This window comes from Gordonia sp. PvP123, assembly GCF_040547295.1.
Taxonomy (GTDB): Bacteria; Actinomycetota; Actinomycetes; order Mycobacteriales; family Mycobacteriaceae; genus Gordonia; species Gordonia terrae.
In genome coordinates this window covers 30,586-51,937 of sequence record NZ_JBEPPN010000013.1, presented here as the reverse complement: position 1 = coordinate 51,937, position 21,352 = coordinate 30,586, and the positions used below count along the sequence as shown (strand labels likewise).

The 21,352-nt window shown below is 67.4% G+C and carries 20 protein-coding genes; 14 read left to right on the top strand and 6 right to left on the bottom strand.

Features of this window, described 5'->3' with window-relative positions; all coding sequences use genetic code 11:
• The first annotated feature begins 16 nt into the window (after nucleotides 1-16).
• Nucleotides 17-775 (top strand): SDR family oxidoreductase, encoded by a 759-nt coding sequence (locus tag ABIC25_RS21985; protein ID WP_354563171.1) that lies wholly within the window; start codon nucleotides 17-19, stop codon nucleotides 773-775.
• 134 nt (nucleotides 776-909) lie between these two features.
• On the opposite strand, the gene ABIC25_RS21980 is transcribed toward ABIC25_RS21985, so the two are convergent.
• The 3 genes from ABIC25_RS21980 to ABIC25_RS21970 all read right to left on the bottom strand — a co-directional run bounded on the left by ABIC25_RS21980 (nucleotide 910) and on the right by ABIC25_RS21970 (nucleotide 6,011).
• On the bottom strand, nucleotides 910-1,923 hold the full coding sequence (locus tag ABIC25_RS21980) for an NAD(P)H-dependent flavin oxidoreductase (RefSeq protein ID WP_354563169.1): 1,014 nt from the start codon (nucleotides 1,921-1,923) through the stop codon (nucleotides 910-912).
• Nucleotides 1,924-3,390, bottom strand: a complete 1,467-nt coding sequence (locus ABIC25_RS21975) for a sugar porter family MFS transporter (protein WP_064570301.1) — start codon at nucleotides 3,388-3,390, stop codon at nucleotides 1,924-1,926.
• A 221-nt stretch (nucleotides 3,391-3,611) separates the two neighbouring features.
• Entirely contained in the window at nucleotides 3,612-6,011 is a 2,400-nt protein-coding gene (locus tag ABIC25_RS21970; RefSeq protein WP_354563225.1) for a sensor domain-containing protein, read from the bottom strand.
• Nucleotides 6,012-6,304: 293 nt separating this feature from the next.
• On the opposite strand from ABIC25_RS21970, the gene ABIC25_RS21965 reads away from it, so the two are divergent.
• The 3 genes from ABIC25_RS21965 (at nucleotide 6,305) to ABIC25_RS21955 (ending at nucleotide 9,481) form a co-directional block, all read left to right on the top strand.
• Entirely contained in the window at nucleotides 6,305-7,510 is a 1,206-nt protein-coding gene (locus tag ABIC25_RS21965; RefSeq protein WP_354563167.1) for a beta-ketoacyl synthase N-terminal-like domain-containing protein, read from the top strand.
• A gap of 170 nt (nucleotides 7,511-7,680) precedes the next feature.
• A complete protein-coding gene (locus tag ABIC25_RS21960; RefSeq protein WP_354563166.1) occupies nucleotides 7,681-8,568 on the top strand; it encodes a hypothetical protein in 888 nt (295 codons plus the stop codon).
• 52 nt (nucleotides 8,569-8,620) lie between these two features.
• A complete protein-coding gene (locus ABIC25_RS21955; protein ID WP_354563164.1) occupies nucleotides 8,621-9,481 on the top strand; it encodes an LLM class F420-dependent oxidoreductase in 861 nt (286 codons plus the stop codon).
• A gap of 103 nt (nucleotides 9,482-9,584) precedes the next feature.
• On the opposite strand, the gene ABIC25_RS21950 is transcribed toward ABIC25_RS21955, so the two are convergent.
• Together ABIC25_RS21950 and ABIC25_RS21945 are read right to left on the bottom strand one after the other, a co-directional pair.
• On the bottom strand, nucleotides 9,585-11,174 hold the full coding sequence (locus ABIC25_RS21950) for an ABC transporter permease (protein ID WP_354563162.1): 1,590 nt from the start codon (nucleotides 11,172-11,174) through the stop codon (nucleotides 9,585-9,587).
• Between the two features lie 4 nt (nucleotides 11,175-11,178).
• Entirely contained in the window at nucleotides 11,179-12,147 is a 969-nt protein-coding gene (locus ABIC25_RS21945; RefSeq protein WP_354563224.1) for an ABC transporter ATP-binding protein, read from the bottom strand.
• Between the two features lie 98 nt (nucleotides 12,148-12,245).
• Between ABIC25_RS21945 and ABIC25_RS21940 the strand changes: the two genes are divergently transcribed.
• From ABIC25_RS21940 to ABIC25_RS21895, 10 genes are all read left to right on the top strand, one after another.
• Nucleotides 12,246-12,449: a hypervirulence associated TUDOR domain-containing protein gene (locus ABIC25_RS21940; protein ID WP_004018570.1), complete on the top strand. Its 204-nt coding sequence runs from the start codon at nucleotides 12,246-12,248 to the stop codon at nucleotides 12,447-12,449.
• 71 nt (nucleotides 12,450-12,520) lie between these two features.
• Nucleotides 12,521-12,880, top strand: coding sequence for a PadR family transcriptional regulator (locus ABIC25_RS21935; protein WP_101823231.1), 360 nt, complete (start codon nucleotides 12,521-12,523; stop codon nucleotides 12,878-12,880).
• Nucleotides 12,877-14,220, top strand: coding sequence for a permease prefix domain 1-containing protein (locus ABIC25_RS21930; RefSeq protein ID WP_248645499.1), 1,344 nt, complete (start codon nucleotides 12,877-12,879; stop codon nucleotides 14,218-14,220). The genes ABIC25_RS21935 and ABIC25_RS21930 overlap by 4 nt, the downstream gene beginning before the upstream one ends.
• A gap of 141 nt (nucleotides 14,221-14,361) precedes the next feature.
• A complete protein-coding gene (locus ABIC25_RS21925) occupies nucleotides 14,362-14,958 on the top strand; it encodes a sulfite oxidase-like oxidoreductase (protein ID WP_101823234.1) in 597 nt (198 codons plus the stop codon).
• Nucleotides 14,955-15,671: a ferredoxin reductase gene (locus ABIC25_RS21920; RefSeq protein ID WP_239398921.1), complete on the top strand. Its 717-nt coding sequence runs from the start codon at nucleotides 14,955-14,957 to the stop codon at nucleotides 15,669-15,671. The genes ABIC25_RS21925 and ABIC25_RS21920 overlap by 4 nt, the downstream gene beginning before the upstream one ends.
• Nucleotides 15,672-15,731: 60 nt before the next feature.
• On the top strand, nucleotides 15,732-16,208 hold the full coding sequence (locus ABIC25_RS21915) for a glutathione peroxidase (protein ID WP_004018565.1): 477 nt from the start codon (nucleotides 15,732-15,734) through the stop codon (nucleotides 16,206-16,208).
• 4 nt (nucleotides 16,209-16,212) lie between these two features.
• Entirely contained in the window at nucleotides 16,213-17,142 is a 930-nt protein-coding gene (locus tag ABIC25_RS21910; protein ID WP_354563159.1) for a DUF1295 domain-containing protein, read from the top strand.
• Complete coding sequence (locus ABIC25_RS21905) at nucleotides 17,139-18,260, top strand: FAD-dependent oxidoreductase (RefSeq protein ID WP_354563158.1); 1,122 nt, start codon at nucleotides 17,139-17,141, stop codon at nucleotides 18,258-18,260. Before ABIC25_RS21910 ends, ABIC25_RS21905 begins: the two co-directional genes overlap by 4 nt.
• Before the next feature lie 52 nt (nucleotides 18,261-18,312).
• The gene (locus tag ABIC25_RS21900) at nucleotides 18,313-19,026 is read left to right on the top strand and encodes a hypothetical protein (protein ID WP_248645495.1); all 714 of its coding nucleotides are present in this window, start codon (nucleotides 18,313-18,315) and stop codon (nucleotides 19,024-19,026) included.
• 4 nt (nucleotides 19,027-19,030) lie between these two features.
• Complete coding sequence (locus tag ABIC25_RS21895; protein ID WP_354563223.1) at nucleotides 19,031-19,831, top strand: crotonase/enoyl-CoA hydratase family protein; 801 nt, start codon at nucleotides 19,031-19,033, stop codon at nucleotides 19,829-19,831.
• A gap of 130 nt (nucleotides 19,832-19,961) precedes the next feature.
• Here ABIC25_RS21895 and ABIC25_RS21890 read toward each other — a convergent pair whose 3' ends face one another.
• Nucleotides 19,962-21,026, bottom strand: coding sequence for an IS110 family RNA-guided transposase (locus tag ABIC25_RS21890; RefSeq protein ID WP_354563156.1), 1,065 nt, complete (start codon nucleotides 21,024-21,026; stop codon nucleotides 19,962-19,964).
• Nucleotides 21,027-21,352 lie beyond the last annotated feature (326 nt).

Sequence of the window (21,352 nt, the reverse complement as noted above, 5' to 3'; positions counted from 1 at the left end):
TCGGAGACTCGAAGGCATGAACCTCACCGGAAACACCATTTTCATCCCCGGCGCGACCAGCGGGATCGGCCTGGCGCTCGCCACCCGCCTGCACGACAAGGGCAACACCGTCATCGTCGGCGGGCGGCGCACCGAACTCCTCGACCGGATTCGAGAGGACCACCCCGGTCTGCACACCGTCGCGATCGACATCGCCGACCCGGCGGGTGTCGACGCGGCGGCCCGACAGGTCATCGCCGAGCATCCGGACCTCGACGTCCTCATCGCGATGGCGGGGATCATGCGCGCCGAGGACTGGTCGTCCCCGGCAGGGTTTCTCGACACCGCCGAAGCGACCATCACGACCAACCTTCTCGGTCCCATTCGGCTCGTCGCGGCATTCATCGACCATCTGCAGACGCGACCAGCCGCCACGATCATGACCGTGTCCTCGGGCCTGGCGTTCGCCCCGCTGCGGGTGACACCGACCTACAACGCCACCAAGGCCGCCATCCACATGCTGAGCGAGTCATTGCGGCTGCAGTTCGCCGGTACCTCGGTCGAGGTCATCGAACTCGTGCCGCCGGCGGTACGCACCGATCTGATGCCGGGACAGCGCGACAGCGACTTCGCCATGCCGCTCGACGAGTTCGCCGACGAGGTGATCGACCTCGTCGGCACGCAACCCGACGCCACCGAGCTACTCGTCGAGCGGGTGAAGTTCCTGCGCTGGGGCGAGGCGCGCGGCGACTACGCCGGCGTCGTGGCCACGCTGAACGACCATGACCCGCACTGAGGTGCGAGGAGCGCGACCACTCTGCTCCCTGAGGTGCGAGGAGCGTGACCCCTCTGCTCCCTAATCCGAAAGAAGCGCCCCCCTATGCTCCCTGAGGTGCGAGGAGCGCTAGCGACGAGCCACGAAGGGTGCCGTCAACCGAGCCTGTGAATGGTCTCCACCGCGGATTCCTCCACCGCGTCGCCGTATCCGCTTCCGGCCCAGAGATTGATGCCGTCGGGATCGTTGGCGGCGGCGCGTCGGATGCCGCCCGTCAGCGTGTTGACGGCGGGGTACTCGGCCACCGCCGCTGCGGAGAACCTGTCGGTGAACAGATTGCGCAGCGCTCGTGCCGGCCGCCCGCTGAATGCCCACGTGACCACTGTCTCGGTTCGGTCCGGATCGGCGAGAGCCGCCGCGTGCGCGGGTTTGGTACCGGCCTCGTCGGTCCGCAGGAGCACGGTACCCACTTGCACTGCAACGGGTCCCAGCGAGCGGACCTCCTCGGCACGGGCCGGGGTCGAGATCCCGCCCGCGGCGACGACCGGCAGCGGCACCCGCTCGACGACCTCGCCGATCAGCTCGTCGAGCGGAAGCGTGGGAGGGCTGGTCCGGCGGTCGAAGACCGAGCGGTGTCCGCCGGCGTCCGGGCCCTGCACGCAGAGCCAGTCGGCGCCGGCCTGCTGTGCGATGTCGGCGTCGGCGGCAGTGGTCACCGTGACCCCGACACTGCACCCGTGCCGGTGCAGCTCGTCGAAGACATCGGCCGCCGGACACCCGAAGGCGAAGGAGACGAGCGGGATTCGCTCGTCGCACATCAGCCGGATCTTGGCGTCGAAGTGGTCGTCGTCCTCCCCCAGGTCGTCCACTTCCGGGAGGGTCACCCCGAGACCACGGGCGTACGGCACGAGTTCGGCGCGGTAGCGGGCGACGGCGTCTCGATCGATCGGCTCGGACTCCGGGACGAAGATGTTGACGCCGAAGGCCTCGGTGCGCGACGCCCGCACGGCCGCGATGTCGGCGCGCACCTTGTCGGGCGTCAGGTACCCGGCGGCGAGCTGGCCGACGCCGCCGGCCGACGCCGCCGCCACCACGAGTTCCGGGGTGGTCGGACCACCGGCCATGGGAGCGGCGACGACGCGTCTGGACAGCTCACGCAGGTCGAACATTCAGGCCTTGTCCTTCGCCGCGCGGACGGCGGTGAACTGCGAAAGTCTCGCCTCTGCCACCGAGTCCATCTGCTCGAGCTCCATTCCCTTCGTCTCCTCCACCTTGCGGAGCACGTAGAAGAACGACGCCGCGGCGCAGAAGGCGAAGAAGCCGTAGATGATCCCCAGTCCCACGGCCTCCGTCATCGGTGGGAACAGCATCGAGATGGTGAAATTGGCGACCCAGTTCACCGCGGTACAGACGCCCAGCGCGACACCGCGGATTCGGTTGGGGAACATCTCACCGAGCATCACCCACATCACCGGGCCCCAGGTCGCGGCGAACGCGACCACGAACAGGTTGGCGCCGATCAGCGCCACCACGCCCCAGGGGTCGGGAAGCGTGATGTTCTCGCCCTCACCGATCTGCTGGGTGAACGCGATACACGCCATGAGCAGGCCGATGAACATGCCCACCGATCCGCCGAGCAACAGCTTCCGGCGTCCGATGCGGTCGACGAACAGGATGGCCACGAAGGTCATCGCGACGTTGATGACGGCGGTGATCACCGATGTCTTGAAGGAGTCGGCCTCGGAGAAACCGACCGACTGCCAGAGCGTCGTCGAATAGTAGAAGATCGCGTTGATGCCGACGAATTGCTGGAAGATGGCCAGCCAGATACCCACCCAGACGAGCGGGTGGAGGCCGAACGAGGGCCCGGTGATGTCCTTGATCGACGACTTCGCCTCACGCTTGACCGTCAGCTTGATCTCTTTGACCCGTTCGAGCGGGTTCTCCTCGCCGGTGACCTCCTGCAGGATCCGCGCCGCCTCGGCGTCGCGGTTGCGGCCCACCAGGTATCGCGGCGACTCAGGGATCAGCAGGGCCAGCACGCCGTAGACGATCGCGGGCACGACGCCGACGAGGAACATCCACCGCCACGCCTCCAGTCCCCACCAGAAGTCGCTCGAGGCGCTGCCGGCACTGTCGGCGAGCAGGGCGTCGGAGAGCAGTGCCGCGAAGATGCCGAGTGTGATGGCCAGCTGCTGCATCGAGGCGAGCGCCCCGCGATACCGGGCCGGGGCGATCTCGGAGATGTAGGCGGGCGCGATGACGGACGCGATGCCGATGCCGATGCCGCCGAGGACGCGCCACAGGAGCAAGTCGGGGATCGTCTGGGTGAAGCCGGTCCCGATCGCGGAGATGATGAAAAGCGCCGAGCCGAGCAACATCACGCGCTTGCGGCCCCAGACGTCGGCCAACCGGCCGGCGAACCACGCGCCGAGCGCGCAGCCCAGCAACGCGATCGCGACGGCGAAGCCGGTCATGAGCTTGCCGAGTCCGAAGTCCGCCTCGATCGAGTCGACCGCGCCGTTGACGACCGAACTGTCGAAACCGAACAGGAATCCGCCGACCGCGGCGGCGACCGTGACCCCGATGACCTTTGCCGTGTGCTGTTCGGCGACTTCGCGCTGCGCGTCGGTCATGGCGTCGTCCTGACCGTCGGAGGAGTCCACCGCAGAATGTGTGTCATGTCCGTGACCTCGCTGTCCGGTTGCATGGACGCCGGGTAATCGACGTGGCGCTCAATCTACTCGCGTGAGCCGCCGAGCCTGACGCTATCGGACACAGCCGAGCTGGGATCGCAGGCACGCGCCGGGAGGCGTCGTGTCGGGTGGCCGCGGCGGTCGACGGATCCGGGCACCGGTCAGGCGGTCTCCCAGACACCGGGATTCGCCTGGATCCGGACTCCGGACGCGATCACCTCCGCCAGCGGGGCGGGGCGGCCGTAGTGATACCCCTGCGCGAGGTCGCACCCCACCTCGGCGACGATGGCGGCCTGCGACTCGGTCTCGACTCCCTCGGCGACCACCCGCATCCCGGCGGCGTGGGCCATCGTCACGATGCCGGCGAGGATCGACTTCGCACTGGGGTGTTCCTCGAGGGCGTCGACGAAGGATTTGGCGGTCTTCAGCACGCTCACCGGAAGGCGGTAGAACTCACTGAGCGACGACGCTCCGGTGCCGAAATCGTCGAGTGACACCTGTGTTCCGAGGTCGCGCACGTTGCCCAAGAGGGTCAGCAGGTCCCCGTCGAGCGGGTCGAGCGCGCTTTCGGTGATCTCCAGGCAGAACGCGGCGGGGTCCATCCCGGACCGGGTCATCGTGTCCAGGAGCCGTTCGGGGAACTGACCGTTGGTGAGTTCTCGCCGGGAGACGTTGATGCACAACATCACCCGACGCAGTTCGGGAATGGCGGCCACCTCGGCGGTGGCGGTCTCCAGGACGTAGTTTCCCACCCGGTCGATGAGATTGGATCCTTCTGCGAGCGGGATGAACTCGGTCGGTGAGATGGATCCCAACTCCGGGTGACGCCAGCGCAACAGGCTCTCCAGGCCCACAAGCGTGCCGTCGCCGGTCGACACGATGGGTTGGTAGTGGATCTCCAGCTGCTCGGTGTCGGTGTCGAGGACGCGCCGGAGCTCTTCCTCGATGCGTTGGCGGCGCTGGAGTTCTTCGCGGTGCTGCGTCTGGAACCGGACGTAGCGTGCGCGAGAAGCCTTGCGGGCCTGGTAGAGGGCGATGTCGGCGTCGCGCAGCAGGTCGGTGGCGGTGTACTCGTCACCGGCTTTCACCGTGGCGACACCGATACTCGCCTCGACCTTGAGCGGTTCGCTGCGGGTGCTGACCGTGATCGGCTCGTAGACCGTGCCGCGGATACCGTCGATCTGCTGCTCGATCTCCTCGGCCGAACAGGCGATACCGAGGGTCGCGACGAGAACGAACTCGTCGCCGCCGATCCGGCCCACCGCCGCCTCGGCGGGCGTCGCCGCGGCCAATCGTTGTGCGACGGCGTGCAACACCTCGTCACCCACGGCATGGCCGAGCGAGTCGTTGACGAGCTTGAAGTTGTCGAGGTCGATGTAGAAGATCGCGACGCAGCAGGCGTCGTGCTCCGCGTCGAGCCGGGCCATGTGGGATTCGAGTTCGCGGATGATGCCGGATCGGTTGTACAGACCGGTCAACGGGTCGTGCACGGCCTCCCACGCGAGCTGGGTGCGCTCCCGGTAGCGATCGGTGATGTCGACGAAGGACACCAGGACGACCACGTCGGTGCCGTCGTCGTCGATCGGGCGGCAACTGCACGACAGCCAGCGTTCGCCGGTCGGCGTGGTGATCGTCGCGGTCGTGTCGGTGACCGCTTCACGGGTGCGCAGGCAGCGCGCGATCGGTGATTCGTCACCGACGAAGTCGAGCGGCAGCTGGTGGACACTGGCGCCGGGGATCGCCTCGGGACCGAGCATGGTTCCGGCTGCCGGGTTGGCGAGTTCGATGTCGCCGTCCTCCCGAACGACGATCACCGCCTGATGGAGTGCAGCGAGGATCGTTCCCAGCCGTTCGATCAGGGGGCGACGGGTCGGCTCGGCGACGACGAGAAAGCCGTCGTCCATGGTCGTCACCGACGTGTGCGCCAGAAATGATCGTCCGTTGTCGGAACGGCGGTGGAGCTGATCGACGGTGCCGCCCAGCGAGACCGCCGCATGCGGGTCGACGTGCGCTCCGACGACCTCGTCGAGATTCCGTCCGATCGCGTCGGCCGCTCCCCTGCCGTACATCTGTTCCGCGGCCGGATTCCACGAGCGCACCGTCATCTGGTCGTCGACCGCGATCACCGCGTTGCTCACATGATCCAACAGCGCCGCCTGTCGACGCAGAGCGGATTCGACGGCTTTCTGTGCGGTGATGTCGCGCAGGATCACCTGATACGCGGGCAGGTCGTGCCAGACCGTGCGGACCGAGGTCACCTCCATGGGGCGGGCGACGCCCTGCGCGTCGACCATCACGACCTCTTCGGGTGTGGTCGAGGCACCGGCCTCGTCGCCCATCCCGATGATCCGCTCGATCATCTGCGGCAGTTCGTCGGGATGGACGAATTCGGCGATCGAACGACCGAGCATCGCGTTGCGGTCCTCGACACGCGCGAATGCGAGCGCGGCGGAGTTCACATAGACGATCAGACCGTCCTGGTGGACCGCGATGGCGTCCGGGCTCAGCTCGAGGAGAAGGCGATAGCGTTCGGCAACCGCGGCGTCGCTGGGACGGGCCATCGGCTCGGCGTCCGGTGCCACGAGTCCGGGGCGGTCGTCGCCGTCGTCCTTCGGTCGTCCCACTGCGTCACCCCCTCGAACCGTCATCCCCCACCGTTCATCCTCCCCTACGAGTCATCGAAAAGGGCGCGCTGCGAGATGCAAGAGTGCGCCAAAACGGATATTGCACCCGACGAATACCCGCGTGAACTGGCCGAATGTCGGGTTTGCGCGGGATCCTGAGGGCGGACCACCCACCTGGGTGGCCGCGATGACCCCTCCGTCATCGCATATCCCACAGAAAGTTCACGATCATGACTATTCAGCGTTCGACCATCTCCGGCCTGGGAGCTGTCACCGGTTACGGCTGGGGCCGAGAGGCCTTGTGGAACGGTCTGGCGTCCGGCAAGTCCGCAGCCGCGCTGCACCACGGCTTCGGCTTCGGCGGCGGGCCGTCGGTCGGCCAGGATGCCGGCGGGGCCGGACTGCCCGCGTCGGACGGACCCGGGTGGATCGTGCGGGTACCCGAGGGCGGCGAACAGTCCGACGGACGCACACGCTTCTCTCGGGCGATGCGTGCCGCGGCACGGGAGGCCATCGAAGACGCGATGGCACGGGGCCGGACGCCGGGCGCACGGGTGGGCCTCGTACACGCCTGCGTCCTCGGTGACCTCGACATGTATCCGATGGTGACGTCGGGGGTCGGACGGTACAGCGGACGGCAGTACCTCTCGGTGACCCCGTCGACCCCGGTGTCGCTGCTCATGCAGGAATACGGATTCCACGGGCCCGCGATCAACGTGTCGGCGATGTGCACCTCGGGATCGGCGGCCATCGTCACCGCGAAATCGTGGCTCGACTCCGACCTCGTCGACGACGTCGTGGTGGTGGCGACAGATCTCTCGGCGAAACCGGAAGTGGTCACGATGTTCGTTCAACTCGGAGTCGCGATCACCGACACCGATGCGCTCAATGCGTGCAGACCGTTCCAGGAGGGCAGCCGCGGCTTCACATTCGGCGAGGCGGCGATCGCGTTCACGATGACCAACCGTCGCGCCGACGGGTATGCGGATGTGCTGGGCGGGGCGATGTCTCATGACGCCTTCCACGTCACGTCGATCGATCCGGAACTGACAAGCGTGCGGTCGTGTGTGGAGCAGGCGCTCACGATGTCCGGCGTCAGCGGCGAGCGCATCCGGTATCTCAACGCGCACGGCCCGGGAACCCGGCAGTGCGACCGCGCCGAGGCGGCGATCGCCGACACCATGCTGCCCAATGCCGAGGTGTTCTCGGTGAAGCCGCTCGCCGGGCACTGCCAGGGCGCTGCCGGGGCCGTGGAACTCGCGGCGTCGCTGCTCGGTTACGAACGCGGCGAGGTCCCCGCGACACCGCGGGTCGCCGACGCGGTCATCCCGCAATTGCTCGACGGGCGTACCCATCTCGAGCACGGGCTGACGTTGAAGACCTCACTCGGAATGGGCGGACACAACGCGGCGGTCGTTCTCGCGCCCCATGCGTGAGGGTCTTGACGACCTGATGAGGCGATGCGGCCTCGGCCGACCCGCCGGGGCCGCATCGCACCGGGTACGCACCTGCCGACCATCTCCGGCACGCACCGCCCGGTTGCTCGAGATCGTCCGGATTGTCGCAGTCTGCTGCGGAATGCCGCCGCGCGCCTCACAATTCAGCCATGAGCGATGACCCGAATCCGCCGGTGGCCGACTCGACGCGGACCGACCCACCACCGACGTCGGGCGCACGGCACGCACTGACGCTGTTCCTCAACTCTCCGTTCGCGGGCATGTCCCCGTGGATCCTGATGGCGCTCCTCGCGGGGCCCGGCAGATTCGAAGAGGCCGCGGCGTCGGCGTTCGCGCTGTCACTCCTGCTGGTGATCGGCGGTCACAAGCGGGGCACGAGCGTCAAACTCCTCGAAGTCTTCGACGTCACCTACTTCGGCACGATGGCGATCATCGCCCTGTTCGCCTCCGACGGCGTCATCGACTGGCTGGAGCGCTGGGGCGGGGAGATGACCAACATCGCGCTGGTCGCCTTCGCGCTCGGGTCGATCCTCGTGCGCCAGCCGTTCACCCTCCAGTACGCGCGGGAGACCACCGAGAAGGAATTCTGGGACAGCCCGCTGTTCATCCACATCAACTACGTCATCACCTGGGCGTGGGTCGCCGGATTCGGCGTCGCCGCGATCTCCGGCGCGTTCGGCGATCTGGTGCTCGACGACCCGAACAACTTCTGGACCGGATGGATCATCCAGATCGGCGGCACGATCTTCGCGATCGCGTTCACCGAGTTCTATCCCGACTACGCCACCTATCGGGCTGCGGTTCGAGAGGGCTGGGCCACCGACGAGAAGCCCGAGAGCATCCTGCACCTGTTCGGGTGGGTGCCGATCTACGTTCTCGCGATCGGCATCTCCGGACTGGTCACCGACTCCCTCGGTTCGGTCGCCGGAGTCGCTCTGATCGTCGCGGGCGTGGTCGCGATCACTGTGTTCAAGCGCATGACGGCCGCCATGGACGCGCGGTTGGAGGCCCAGTCGGGCCGACCGGCACACGGCTGAGCGGACCCGGCAGTCGGCGCGGCCCGATCGCTCGATCGGTAGTGTCGACGGCATGAACCTCGACGGCGTAGGAATCTGGAGTTCACCGCTACGGTACGGAGACACCGGGGAGGCCGCCGAAGCCGCGGCCGAGCTGGACGAATTGGGTTACACGGCACTGTGGATCCCCGACGTGGGTGGTCCGGTCCTCGACTCGGTCGAGAACCTGCTCGGCGCGACTCAGAACGCCGTCGTCGCCACCGGAATTCTCAACATGTGGATGCACGAGCCGCACGACGTCGCGGCGGCACACGCCCGCCTCACCGAGCAGCACGGTGCACGTTTCCTCCTCGGCCTCGGCATCAGCCACGCGCCGCTGATCGACGCCCAGGAAGCGGGACGCTACAAGAAGCCGCTGGCGACCACCAAGGCGTTCCTCGACGGACTGGACGACGCGCCGCAACCGGTGCCGAGCGATGCTCGAGTGCTGGCCGCGCTCGGACCGAAGATGCTCCAGTTGTCGGCCGACCGGACCGCAGGCGCCCATCCCTACCTGGTGACCCCGGACCACACCAAGATCGCGCGCGAAACCCTCGGCGACGGGCCGCTCCTCGCGCCCGAGCAGACCGCGATCATCGCCGCCGACCGCGACGAAGCACGGGCGGTCGGCACGAAGTGGCTCACGGGCTACCTCGCAATGCCCAACTACGCCAACAATCTCCGCCGCCTCGGGTTTTCCGAGGACGACCTGACGTCGGTGAGCGATCGACTCTTCGACGCCCTGATCGTCTGGGGTGACGAGACCGCGATCCTGAAGCGGATCGACGAGCATCGAGCCGCCGGCGCCGACCATGTGTGCGTGCAGGTCCTGCAGGCGGACCACCGGGGCTTCCCGCGCGAGCAGTGGCGCCGCCTCGCGGCAGCCCTGGGCTGAGTTTCTGCTCCTCGCCGAGCGGCCGGAGCTTGCGGGGGTCGCCGCCCTGTCGCTCCCTGAGGAGGGTCGGGCTCGCAAGCTCACTTCTCCGGGCGCGATGTGCCTACGGGATGTCCCGTCTGCGGAAGCCGGCGAATCCGAGTGCGATGAGCACCACCACGACCACCCCCACTCCGCCGAGTCCCCACCAATCGTGCTGCGCGGCAGACACATCGGGCACGTGGTGGAACGGACTGAATCCCAACGCCCACTCCGGGAGTTTGAAGCTGGGGCCGAGGATCGTCAGCACGAACGACACGAGGACTCCCAGCCAGATCGCGGGCCGCACGCGGGGTCGGGCGCCGATGACGGCGACGGCGATCCCGACGACGGCCCACACCGCGGGGATGGTGGCGATCGACTGGAGGACGACGTCGCCGAAGCCGAGGCCGAGATCGGCCGTCGTGGCGAAAATGCCGATGACCAGCCCGGCAACGGCGACGAGCGCCGCAGGGACGACGAGGGCGACTGCGGTGACGGCACCGAAATAACTCGGACGGCTGACCGCGGTGGCGAGCACCGCTTCCGCGCGATCCTCCAGTTCCTCGGTGCGGATACGGTTGACGATCTGCACCCCGGCGACAGACGCGATGATCCCCACCAGGCCGAGGATCGTCGTGACGAAGGCCGACACCAGGTCTGCAGGTGACGCCGCACCGGAGGCGAAGATCTGGGCCATCGCCGGATTCGCGGTCAGCAGGCCGCGAACCGACCTGGTGAAGTAGCCGAAGATGATGCCGAGTCCGACGAACGCGAGTACCCACGAGCCGATCGGAGCCCGGTTGAGGCGGATGGCCAGGGCCAGCGGCGAGCCGATGCCACCCCGTGCCGGCCCCGGACGTGCCGGCACGAGACCCTGACCGAAGTCCCGCGCGCGCTGCAACACGAAGGCGGCCGCTCCGACGACGACCGTGAAGGTGAGCCCGAGAAGCAGAGGCCACCAGTGATCGCCGGTTGCCGGGCGGGTCTCCTGAACCCACCCGAGTGGGTTGATCCACGTGGTCCACGCGGGCGCCTCCACCGAGAACAGGAAGCCGCGCAACACGAACAGCACACCGAGAAGCGACACGGCCATCGTCGTGGCGGCCCGTGCGTCGGAACCCACCTGGGCACTCACCGCCGCGACGGCGCCGAACATCCAACCGGTGACCGTGAACCCGGCTCCCAGCAGAAACGACGATTCCCACTCCCCACCGCACAGGGACGTCGCCAGGCCCGCCACGAGTCCGATCGCGATCGCGCACACTCCGGCCATGATCAGCGCGGTCGACAACCGTGCGGCGCGTCCGAGTACCCCGGCGGCGAGGAGTTCGGCCTGGCCGGAATCCTCCTGACCACGAGCGGCTTTGACCACGATGAAGATCGCGCCGAGGGCAGCGATGAATCCACCGAGCGCAAGGCTGCGCCAGGCGACGAACCCGTCGACCGTGGACAGGTCGTAGGCGGGTCCGAAGATCAACCCGAGCGCCGGGTTCGAGCCGATCGTCGCGGCGAAGGCGGCGCGCTCCGCGGCGTCGGGGAACAGGAGCGGATAGGCGATGACCGACGACACGGTGAGCGCGGTCGGCAATACGATCCACGGGGCGAAGCCGCGACCTTCGTGGCGGAGGGAGACCCGTACCAGCGGGGCGGTGCCGATCGTCGACGCCGTCATGACCTCACCGTTCTCCCGCGGGCTGGTCGGCCCCCTCGTACAGCGAGAGAAAGAGACTCTCCAGCGATGGTGGTTCGACCGTGAGTGAGCGTAGGCCACAGGAGGACAGCACCGACATCACCGGACCGATCCGAGCCGAATCGACCGTCGCGCTCAGGCGATGACCACCGGAACCGGTGTCGTGCACGTCGAGGCCCTGGACGTCGACGTCGTGCAACTGCGCCAGCAGATCCGAACCCGGCAGCGAATCCAGTTCGGCGCGAACAGAAGTGCGGGTGTGGCCGCGCAGTTCCGCCAACGTCCCGGTCGCCACGACGGCCCCGTCGCGGATGATGCTGAGCCGGTTGGCGAGGGTCTCGGCCTCGGCGAGGATGTGACTCGACAACAGCACGGTGGTACCGCGGGCGGTCGCCTCGCCCACGACCTCTTGGAAGACGTTCTCCATCAACGGGTCCAGGCCCGACGTCGGCTCGTCGAGGATGAGCAACTCGACATCCGATGCCAGGGCTGCCACGATCGCGACCTTCTGCCGGTTGCCCTTGGAGTACTGCCGGCCACGCTTGGTGGTGTCGAGTTCGAATCGGGCCACGAGATCGGCGCGTCTCGCGTCGTCGAGTCCGCCCCGCATCGAGCCGAGCAGGTCGATCATCTCGCCGCCGGTCATCGTCGGCCACAGCGCCACGTCACCGGGCACATACGCCAGTCGACGGTGCAGTTCCACGACATCACGCCAGGGATCGCCGCCGCCCAGGAGCCGGACCTCTCCCCCGTCCGCCTTCAGTAGACCCAGGAGGACCCGGATCGTCGTCGACTTGCCCGCGCCGTTGGGTCCGAGGAAGCCGTGGACCTCGCCGCGGGCGACCTCGAGGTCGAGTCCGCGGAGTGCTTCGAACTTGCCGAAGGACTTTCGCAGGTTCCGGACATCGATGGCCGGATCGGCCCCCCGACGACTGTCGGAACGTTCGACGCTTATGACGTACCTCCGGCTCGACACGACGTGCTGATCGTTCCACAGCGACCGATGGGGCGGAGGAGGTTTGACCGTCGACATCGGCGGGGCACACTGCCGACATGGCGATCAAGAAGAACGACACCGTGCGCTGGAACACCTCTCAGGGCGAGACCGAAGGGACCGCTGAGGAGAAGCGGACGAAGGAATTCACCTTCGAGGGGCAGAAGTTCAAGGCGAGTGAGGACGAGCCGTATTGGATCGTCAAGTCGTCGAAGACGGGCTCGAAGGCAGCCCACAAGGAGTCGTCCCTCTCGAAGAAGTAGCTCTCCCCTGGCTCGACCACCTCTATACCTAGAACTGCTATGCTACTAGCAGCTCTAGGTATAGGGGTTCTATGTATATCGAGAAAGACCTGGTGGCCGCTTCTGCCACCCCGCTGGTGCTCGGGATTCTCGCCGAGGGCGAGTCGTACGGCTACGCGATCCTGAAGCGCGTCCGGGAGATGTCCGGCGGTCGGATGGAGTGGACCGACGGGATGCTCTATCCACTTCTTCATCGTCTCGAACGCGCCGGTCACGTCGAGGCGTCGTGGGGCAGGGCCGACACCGGACGGCGTCGCAAGCACTACACGATCACCGCCGCGGGGCTGGCCGCGCTCGCCGAGCGGAGGTCGCAGTGGGAGGTCGTGGCCGACGCGCTCGATCAGGTGTGGCGGACGGTCGCCCTGCCGCCGGCTGCGGAGGGCCTGACGTGAACGCGGGCACCGAACTCGAGAACCAGATCGACCGGTGGCGCGGTTATGTGCTGCGCCATCAGGCCATCGCCACCACCGATGCCGACGAGATGGAAGATCACCTGCGCGGTCAGATCGCCGACCTCGCCGCCGGCGGTCTCGACGACGACGAGGCGTTCCTGGTCGCCGTCAAGCGGATGGGACGGGTCGATGCGCTCTCGCGCGAGTTCGCCCGCGAGCATTCCGACAGGTTGTGGAAACAGCTGGTTCTGACCGCGGAACCGACCGACGGCCTGGGCCGGCGGCGTCACGAACTCGGTGTGGTGATCGGTCTCGTCGTCGCAGCGGCCGCGACGGTCCGCATCGCGCTGGAAGTCATGCCCGAATGGGTCCTCGTCCGCAACGCGACGATTCTCGTGTTGCCGTTCCTGGCGGTGTATTTCGGATGGAAGCGTGGGATCACGCCACGCATCGCGGTCGCGGTGGCCACCGCGTTCGTCGGGACCGCAGTGATCGTCAACATGTACCCGTTCGTCGCCGACGGGCCCACCCAGGCCATCGTCGCGATCCACGCGCCGATCGTGCTGTGGTTCCTGGTGGGCGTGACGTACGTCGGCGGTCGGTGGCGGTCGGGACCCAGACGCATGGACTTCATCCGTTTCACCGGTGAGTGGGTCGTGTACGCAACGCTTCTCGGTCTCGGCGCGGCGGTGCTCACGGGGCTGACCGCCGGCGCCTTCAGTGCCCTCGACATCAACGTGGACACCGTGATCAGTCAGTGGCTGGCGCCGATCGCAGCGACCGGCATCGTGCTGCTCGCCGCGTGGCTGGTCGAGGCGAAGCAGAGCGTGGTCGAGAACATCGCGCCGGTGCTGACCAAGGTGTTCACCCCGGTCACCGCGGTGATGCTCGTCGTGTTGCTGGTCGCCATGGTGACCAGTGGCGACGTCGTGGACGTCGATCGTGAGCTGTTGATCCTGATCGACCTGATCCTCGTCGTCGTCCTCGGCCTGCTGTTGTACGCGATCTCGGCGCGCGATCCGCATCTGCGACCGGAACTCTTCGACCGGCTGCAGCTGGTGTTGGTGGTCACCGCGCTCGCGGTCGACGCGGTCATGCTGACGATCATGGCCTCGCGGATCGCCGAGTTCGGATTCACCGCCAACAAGACCGTGGCCCTGGGTCTCAACCTCGTTCTGCTGGTCAACTTGTCGTGGGCTGCGTATCTGCTCTTCGGCTTCGTGCGTCGGCGCCGCGGGTTCGACGCAACGGAGCGGTGGCAGACGGATTACCTGCCGGTGTTCGGACTCTGGGCGGCCGCGGTCGTCGTCGCGGTGCCGCCGCTGTTCGACTTCGCCTGACCGGACCGGCGCCGGGAGCGAAGCGAGCGGGCCGAATGATGCACCGGCGCCGGGAGCGGAGCGAGCGGGCCGAATGATGCGCCGGCGCCGGGAGCGGAGCGAGCGGGCCGAATGATGACCTGCCGCGTAGACTCCGCGATCATGGCGATCGTCAACCGAGGGTTCGTGGGGCGCCGCGACCGCGACGCGCGGCGTCTCCCTCCCGGCCAGTACACGACCCTCGATTTCCCGGTCCTCTCGTCGGAGCCGACGCCCGCGGTCGCCCCGGAGGGCTGGATGCTGGCCGTGCAGTCGGCAGACCACAAGGCGGCCACGTTCACGTGGGAGCAGTTCCAGGATCTGCCCCACGAGGACATCACCACCGATATCCATTGCGTCACACGGTGGTCGAAGTTCGACACCCGGTGGCGTGGGGTCTCCTTCGACACGCTGCTACGTGCGTTGCCGTGGGAGCCGGCGCCGTTCGTGATGGCGCACTGCCACGGCGGGTACACCGCCAATGTGCCGCTCGCCGATCTCGTCGACGGCCGCGGCTGGATCGCCGACACCTACGACGGCGAGCCGCTCGCCGCCGAGCACGGCGGCCCCGCCCGACTCCTGGTGCCGCACCTGTACTTCTGGAAAAGCGCGAAATGGGTTCGGCGACTTCGCTTCATGACCGAGGACGCGCCTGGGTTCTGGGAGGAACGCGGATACCACATGTACGGCGATCCCTGGCGCGAGCAGCGCTACTCGTGACGACCTGGCATCTCACGACGGTCACCTCGGTCGTCGACATCACCCCGACCGCGCGTACGTTGCGTCTCGCTCTCCCCGAGGCCGTCCACGCGCTACCCGGTCAGCACGTCGACATCCGGCTGACCGCGGAGGACGGGTACTCCACCGCACGCGCCTACTCGCTGTCCGATGTCCGCGAGACGCGTTCGGTCGAGGTCACCGTCGAACGCCTGGAGGACGGTGAGGTGTCGCCGTACCTCGTCGACGTCGTCGAGGTGGGCGACCCGCTGGAGATCAGCGATCCGCACGGATACTGGTTCACCTGGCCGTCCGGAGACGACCGGCCCGTGCAGCTGATCGGCGGCGGCTCCGGCATCGCGCCGCTCATGTCGATGATCCGCGGCCGCGAGGTCGAGGCCCCGCAGACGCCGTTCTCCCTCGTGTACTCGGTCCGGAGCCCCGACCGCGTCTACTACCGGGACGAGCTGCGGCAGTTGATCGAACACCGGCGCATGGACGTCCACCTGATCCACACCCGGGTGGCGCCCGACGATGCGACACGACCTGCGGGACGTCTCACCGCCGAGGAGCTCGCCGGATTGACACTCGATCCCGCGACGTCGCCGACCGTGTTCATCTGCGGTCCCAATCGGTTCGTCGAGAGCTGCGCTCAATGGATGGTCGACGCCGGACACGATCGCACCCGCATCCGGACGGAGCGGTTCGGGGAGTGATCGGCGGATCCTTCGCCGATTCTCCCGAGCAAGTGCTTGATTGGGAAGTAGCGTAGCGGCATGACCTCCGCGTACGACTTCACCGCCACCGGCATCGACGGCACACCCGTCGAACTCTCGGACTTCCAGGGCAGTCCCCTGCTCATCGTGAACACCGCCTCGCAGTGCGGATTCACCCCGCAGTACCGCGGTCTGGAAGCCCTGCACCGGGACTACGCCGACAAGGGGCTGCGTGTACTCGGCTTCCCGTGCGATCAGTTCGGACATCAGGAACCGGGCGACGAGGAGGAGATCAAGAACTTCTGTTCGCTGACCTACGACGTGACGTTCCCGATGTTCGCGAAGGTCGACGTGAACGGGCCGGAGGCACACCCGTTGTTCGCCTGGTTGCGGGACCAGAAGTCCGGCGTGCTCGGCGGCCGCATCAAGTGGAACTTCACCAAGTTCTTGATCGGGCGGGACGGTTCGGTGGTCGCGCGGTATGCGCCGACCACGAAGCCGGAGAAGCTCGCCGGGTCCATCGAAGAACAGCTGTGACGAGATGGGTGACCCTGTGAACACCGAGCGCACCTACAGTCGGACCGGTTCGTTCGCCCGGATCACGATCGCGTACTTGCTGGCCTTCGCAGTCGCTGCCGCCTGGCTGATCTGGGGTCCGACCACCGCGTACCTGTGGTTGGACACCCTCATCGCCGACCTGCTGGCCACGTTGGTCATCTTCGGGTTCAGCCGGTACTACGCCAATTCCAGCTTTTACGACGCTTATTGGAGTGTGGTACCGCCCGCACTATTCCTCTACTGGTGGGCGGCGGGCGACGTCGGGATAGACGCAGTGCACTGTTGGGTCATCGCCGTCGTCATCGGCGCCTGGGCGATCCGACTCACCGCGAACTGGGCGATCGGCTGGCCGGGACTGCAGCACGAGGACTGGCGCTACCCGATGCTGAAGTCCGGTGCCGGGCGCGCCGAGCTGCCCGTCGATCTGATGGCCATCCACGTCTTCCCCACCTTCCAGGTGTTCCTCGGCATGATCCCGATCTACGTCGCCGTCACCCACACCGGCGCGGTGGCATGGTTGACGGCGGTCGCTGCTGTCGTGGGACTGGCCGCCACGGCGCTCGAGTACATCGCCGACGGACAGTTGCGCCGGTTCGCCGCACACCGAACGCCGGGCGCCGTCCTCGACACCGGCGTCTGGGCGTGGTCGCGGCACCCGAACTACTTCGGCGAGGTCATGTTCTGGGTGTCGATGGCCCTGTTCGGTCTCGCCGCCTCACCCGGTGACTGGTGGTGGCTGTTCGTCGGCGCGGTGCTGATGCTCGCCATGTTCCTCGGCGCCAGCATCCCCATGATGGAGAAGCGAAGCCTCGAGCGACGTCCCGGCTACCAGGACGTCATCGACCGGGTGCCGCGGTTCATCCCCCGGCCGCCGCGTTCGGCCGCCCATCCACCGGATCAGGTCACTGCGTGAGCCGACCCCGCGTCGTCGTCGCCGGTCTCGGTGATTCCGGATTGCTGACCGCGATCCACCTCGCTCCGCATGCCGATGTCGTCGGCATCTCGTCGAAGCCGGGACTCGTCAGCGGTCAGGAACTCGGCCTCCGGATCAGCCGGCCCGATGAGTGGGCCCGGGACTATCGGATCCCGTTCGGGCGCTTCCGCAAACTCGACGGCATCCGGACCGTCCACGGCACGCTGACGGCCGCCGATCTCGACAACCGCACCGTCTCCGTTGTCGATGCCGCCGGCGCCGCGACCGTCGAGGGCTTCGACGCGCTGGTCATCTCCACCGGGGTACGGAACGGCTTCTGGCGACAACCCGGGTTACAGTCCGCGGCCGACATCGAGGCTGACTTGCGTTCTGCGCATCGGCGATTCGCCGACGCCGACTCCATTGCCGTGATCGGTGGCGGTGCGGCGGCGGTGAGCGCCGCCGCCAACCTGGCCGCCACCTGGCGGGACAAGCAGATCGACCTCTACCACCCGGGCGATCGCGCCCTGCCGCAGCATCATCCACGTACCTGGGCCACGGTCCGCGCCCGACTGTGTCGGCTCGGGGTCGGTGTCCACGGCGGCCATCGCGCTGTCGTGCCCGACGGATTCAGCTGCGACGAGATCACGCCCGGTCCGGTGAGTTTCTCGACCGGCCAGTCGGCGGTCGGGGCGGACGCCGTGCTGTGGGCCATCGGCCGGGTCGCGCCGAACACGGACTGGCTGCCTGCGGACGTGCTCGACGAATCGGGATTCGTCCGTGTGTCTGCTCAACTGCGGGTGCCCGGGGTCGATTCCGTGTACGCCATCGGCGACGTCGCGGCGACCGACGATCTGCGCAGTTCGGCTCGCAATCGTGCCGATCGTCTGCTCGCACACAACATCCGCGCCGACCTCGGCGGGCGGCCCGACCGGGCGCGACGCTACGTTCCCCCACGGCGTCGGTGGGGTTCGGTGCTCGGGGTGCAGGCCGACGGACTCCAGGTCTTCGCGCCCAACGGTCGTCCGTTCCGCTTTCCGGCGTGGTCGGTCGACACGATCCTGCAACCGTGGATCGTCCGGCGCGGGATCTACGGCGGCATCCGGAAGCCCCGGTGACCGTGTCGCTCATCCCGGCGGACAGGGTGGCGACCGCGCATAGACTCGGCGCATGAGCAACGAACCGTTCTCTGCGAATCCCTCCGGCCACCCGACGCCGGGCGGGCCGGGACAGACTCCGTCAGGTGCGTTCCCACCGGGACATACGCCACCCGGGACAACTCCGCCGGCCACCTCGTATCCCGTCGAGACCCCGGGTGCGGTGCCACCGGATGGATCGACGACGGACGCGCCGCCGGCCAGACCGACGGCCGGCGAGCGTGCGAACGCCGTCGTGAAGAAGGTGGTGATCGGTCTCGTCATCGCCGCCCTGCTCGTGGTCACGTACTTCATCCTCGAGGCGTTCCTCCCGCGCTGGTGGGCCGGTCAGATCGGACAGCGCGTCGAGGGATCGTTCAGCCGCGGCATCGGCACCGGGCTGGTGCTGGGGATCGTCTGCACCTTCCTGCCCGTGCTGTTCTTCACCCTGGCGTTCGTCAACCGCAGCCGGATGAAGAACGTCCCGACGATCATGTTCGCCGTTCTCGGCGTGATCATCGCGATCCCCAATCTGCTCACCCTCACCGTGGTCGCCGGCGGCGGAAACGGCGCACACGCCGGTGAACGGATCTTCGACGTCGACGCGCCCGGCTTTCGAGCCGCCACCGCATGGGGCGTGGTCATCGGAATCGTTCTGGCGATCGGGGTCGGTTACTTCATCTGGCGCTACCGGCGCCGCGGTCGTCAACTCGACCAGATCAAACACCCTGCAACAGATGGGAAATGACCTCATGACCGAGCAGCGGATCATCGTGAACATCGACGATGCGGGCGTTGCCACCGCAACCCTCAATCGAGCCGACAAGCACAACGCGCTCGACCCGGCGATGTTTCAAGCCCTCATCGACGTGACGGGCAGCCTGGCCGCCGACAAGCGCGTCCGGGCCGTGGTCGTGCACGGTTCGGGCAAGAGCTTCTGCTCCGGACTCGACGTGTCGAGCCTGGGTCAAGGTGGCGGCGTGAACTCGCTGCTGGACCGCGAACCGGGTGTGCTCGGCAACCACGCGCAGCGGGTGTCGCTGGACTGGGGCCGGATCCCCGCGCCGGTGATCGCGGCCATCACCGGAAACTGTTTCGGCGGTGGCCTGCAGATCGCGCTGGGCGCCGACATCCGCTACTCGACCCCTGATGCGCGCCTGTCCATCATGGAGGTCAAGTGGGGTCTGGTGCCCGACATGGGCATCACGCAGACGCTGCCGCGACTCTTGTCCGCGGACGTCGCAAAGGAACTGACGTTCACCGGGCGCATCATCGACGGCGCGGAGGCCCAGCGGCTCGGCCTGGTCACGCGCGTCGTCGATGATCCGCTCACCGCTGCGCTCGAGCTGGCCCACGAGATCGCGTCGAAGTCGCCGCACGCGGTCCGCGCCGCCAAACGTCTCTACGACGAGTCGTGGGCGGGCACGGATCCGGCTGCGGCCCTGATGCTGGAGAGTGAACTCCAGGTCGGCCTGATGGGCTCGCCCAATCAGATGGAGGCCGTCCACGCTGGGATGGCGCGGCGCGAGCCGAGCTTCGCCGACCCGGAGTGACCGGACCCCGGCCCTGTGTCAATCTAAGCTCCCCAATTCGAAGAAACCGCAAAAGCACTGGTCCCTGATCCGAAGGAACCGTATGACCCCTGGTCCCTGAGGTGCGAGGAGCGCTAGCGACGAGATGGTCCTATAGATTGTCAAGCGCTCCGAGGTCGGTGGTGAAGGCTTTGTAGAGTTCGCGGGCGACGTAGCGTTTGAGGCATCGGATGATTTCCTTCTTCGTTTTCTCGTTGCCGCGTCGGGCGAGGTAGGCGCGGGTGGGGTCGTGGGATTTCATCCGTCCGACGACGATCATGTGCAATGCGCTGTTAGCCGCCCGGTCACCGCCACGGTTGAGGCGGTGACGCACGGTCTTGCCCGACGATGCCGGTAACGGCGCGACACCGACGAGTTTGGCGAAGGTGGCTTCGGTGCGCATGCGTTCGGCATTGTGCCCGATCGTGATCAATAGCCGTGCGCTGGTGATCGGGCCGACCTGAGGCAGGCCCAGCACGGTAGGCACCAATGGTTTCAACAGCTTGTTGAGTTCGCGGGTCAACGTGGTGACCTCGCGGTGGGTCTGCCGGTACCGCCCGGCGATGGACTTCGCCGCGAACACAAACGCCGCGCGCGGATCGGTCAACGATGCCGGGGCCGTGAGTGATTCGACCAGTGCGAGTCGTTGAGGCGTGGTGGTGCGGGTTTTGAGTTGATCAGCGAACTCATCGGGTGCGGTGGTGCACAGGTCACGGAGTTGGTCACCGAGTTCGGTGCGGTGATCGACCGCCATTCTCCGTGCCACGTACAGCATTCGGATCGACTCGACAACGCCTGTGGTGTCTTTGGCGTGGCCAGTGGCCCGCCCGGTGAGTACAGCCATCGCCGCGGCGTAAGCATCGAGCTGGTCGGACTTGCCCTGGGCTCGGCGGGCCCGTACGTCCGGGGCGTTGACCTCGATCACCTCGATACCGGCGGCGGTCAACTCTCGGGTGAGTCCGGCGCCGTATGAGGCGCTGGATTCGACCCCGGCTTGTTCGAGGCGACCGTGGGTGCGGGCCCAGTCCAGCAGCTGCTGGTAGCCGGCAGCCGAGGCGGGGAATTCGAGATCGGCCAACGGCAGGCCGAGGGTGTCGATGATCGCTGCGTGGTGGGTTTGCTGATGGGTATCAACCCCGAGTACGACCACTTGCGTAGCCGTTGCTGTCTCGGTCATTCTGGCGGTGTCTCCTTCACTGCGGTGATGGATGACCTCGCCGGGGCGGGTGGACACGACAGTGAGGAGTCACGGGCTCAAGCCCGAACACGGCCCTTATTAGGTCACACCCGCCCCGGTCTCCCAAGGTCGTTGTGTTGCGGTGATCGCCAGCGCAGTGAGGCCGACAGATCTCGTCCATGACAGCACCGTCAGCCACGAAGCAGGTCAGGCCTCAACCCATGACGACCACCACACCCATTCTCACTGCCACGAAGGGTCGGCGACGCATCTCGCCACGACCCTTCGTGACGCGCCCTCCGCAAGCTCCGGGCGCTCCTCAGGGA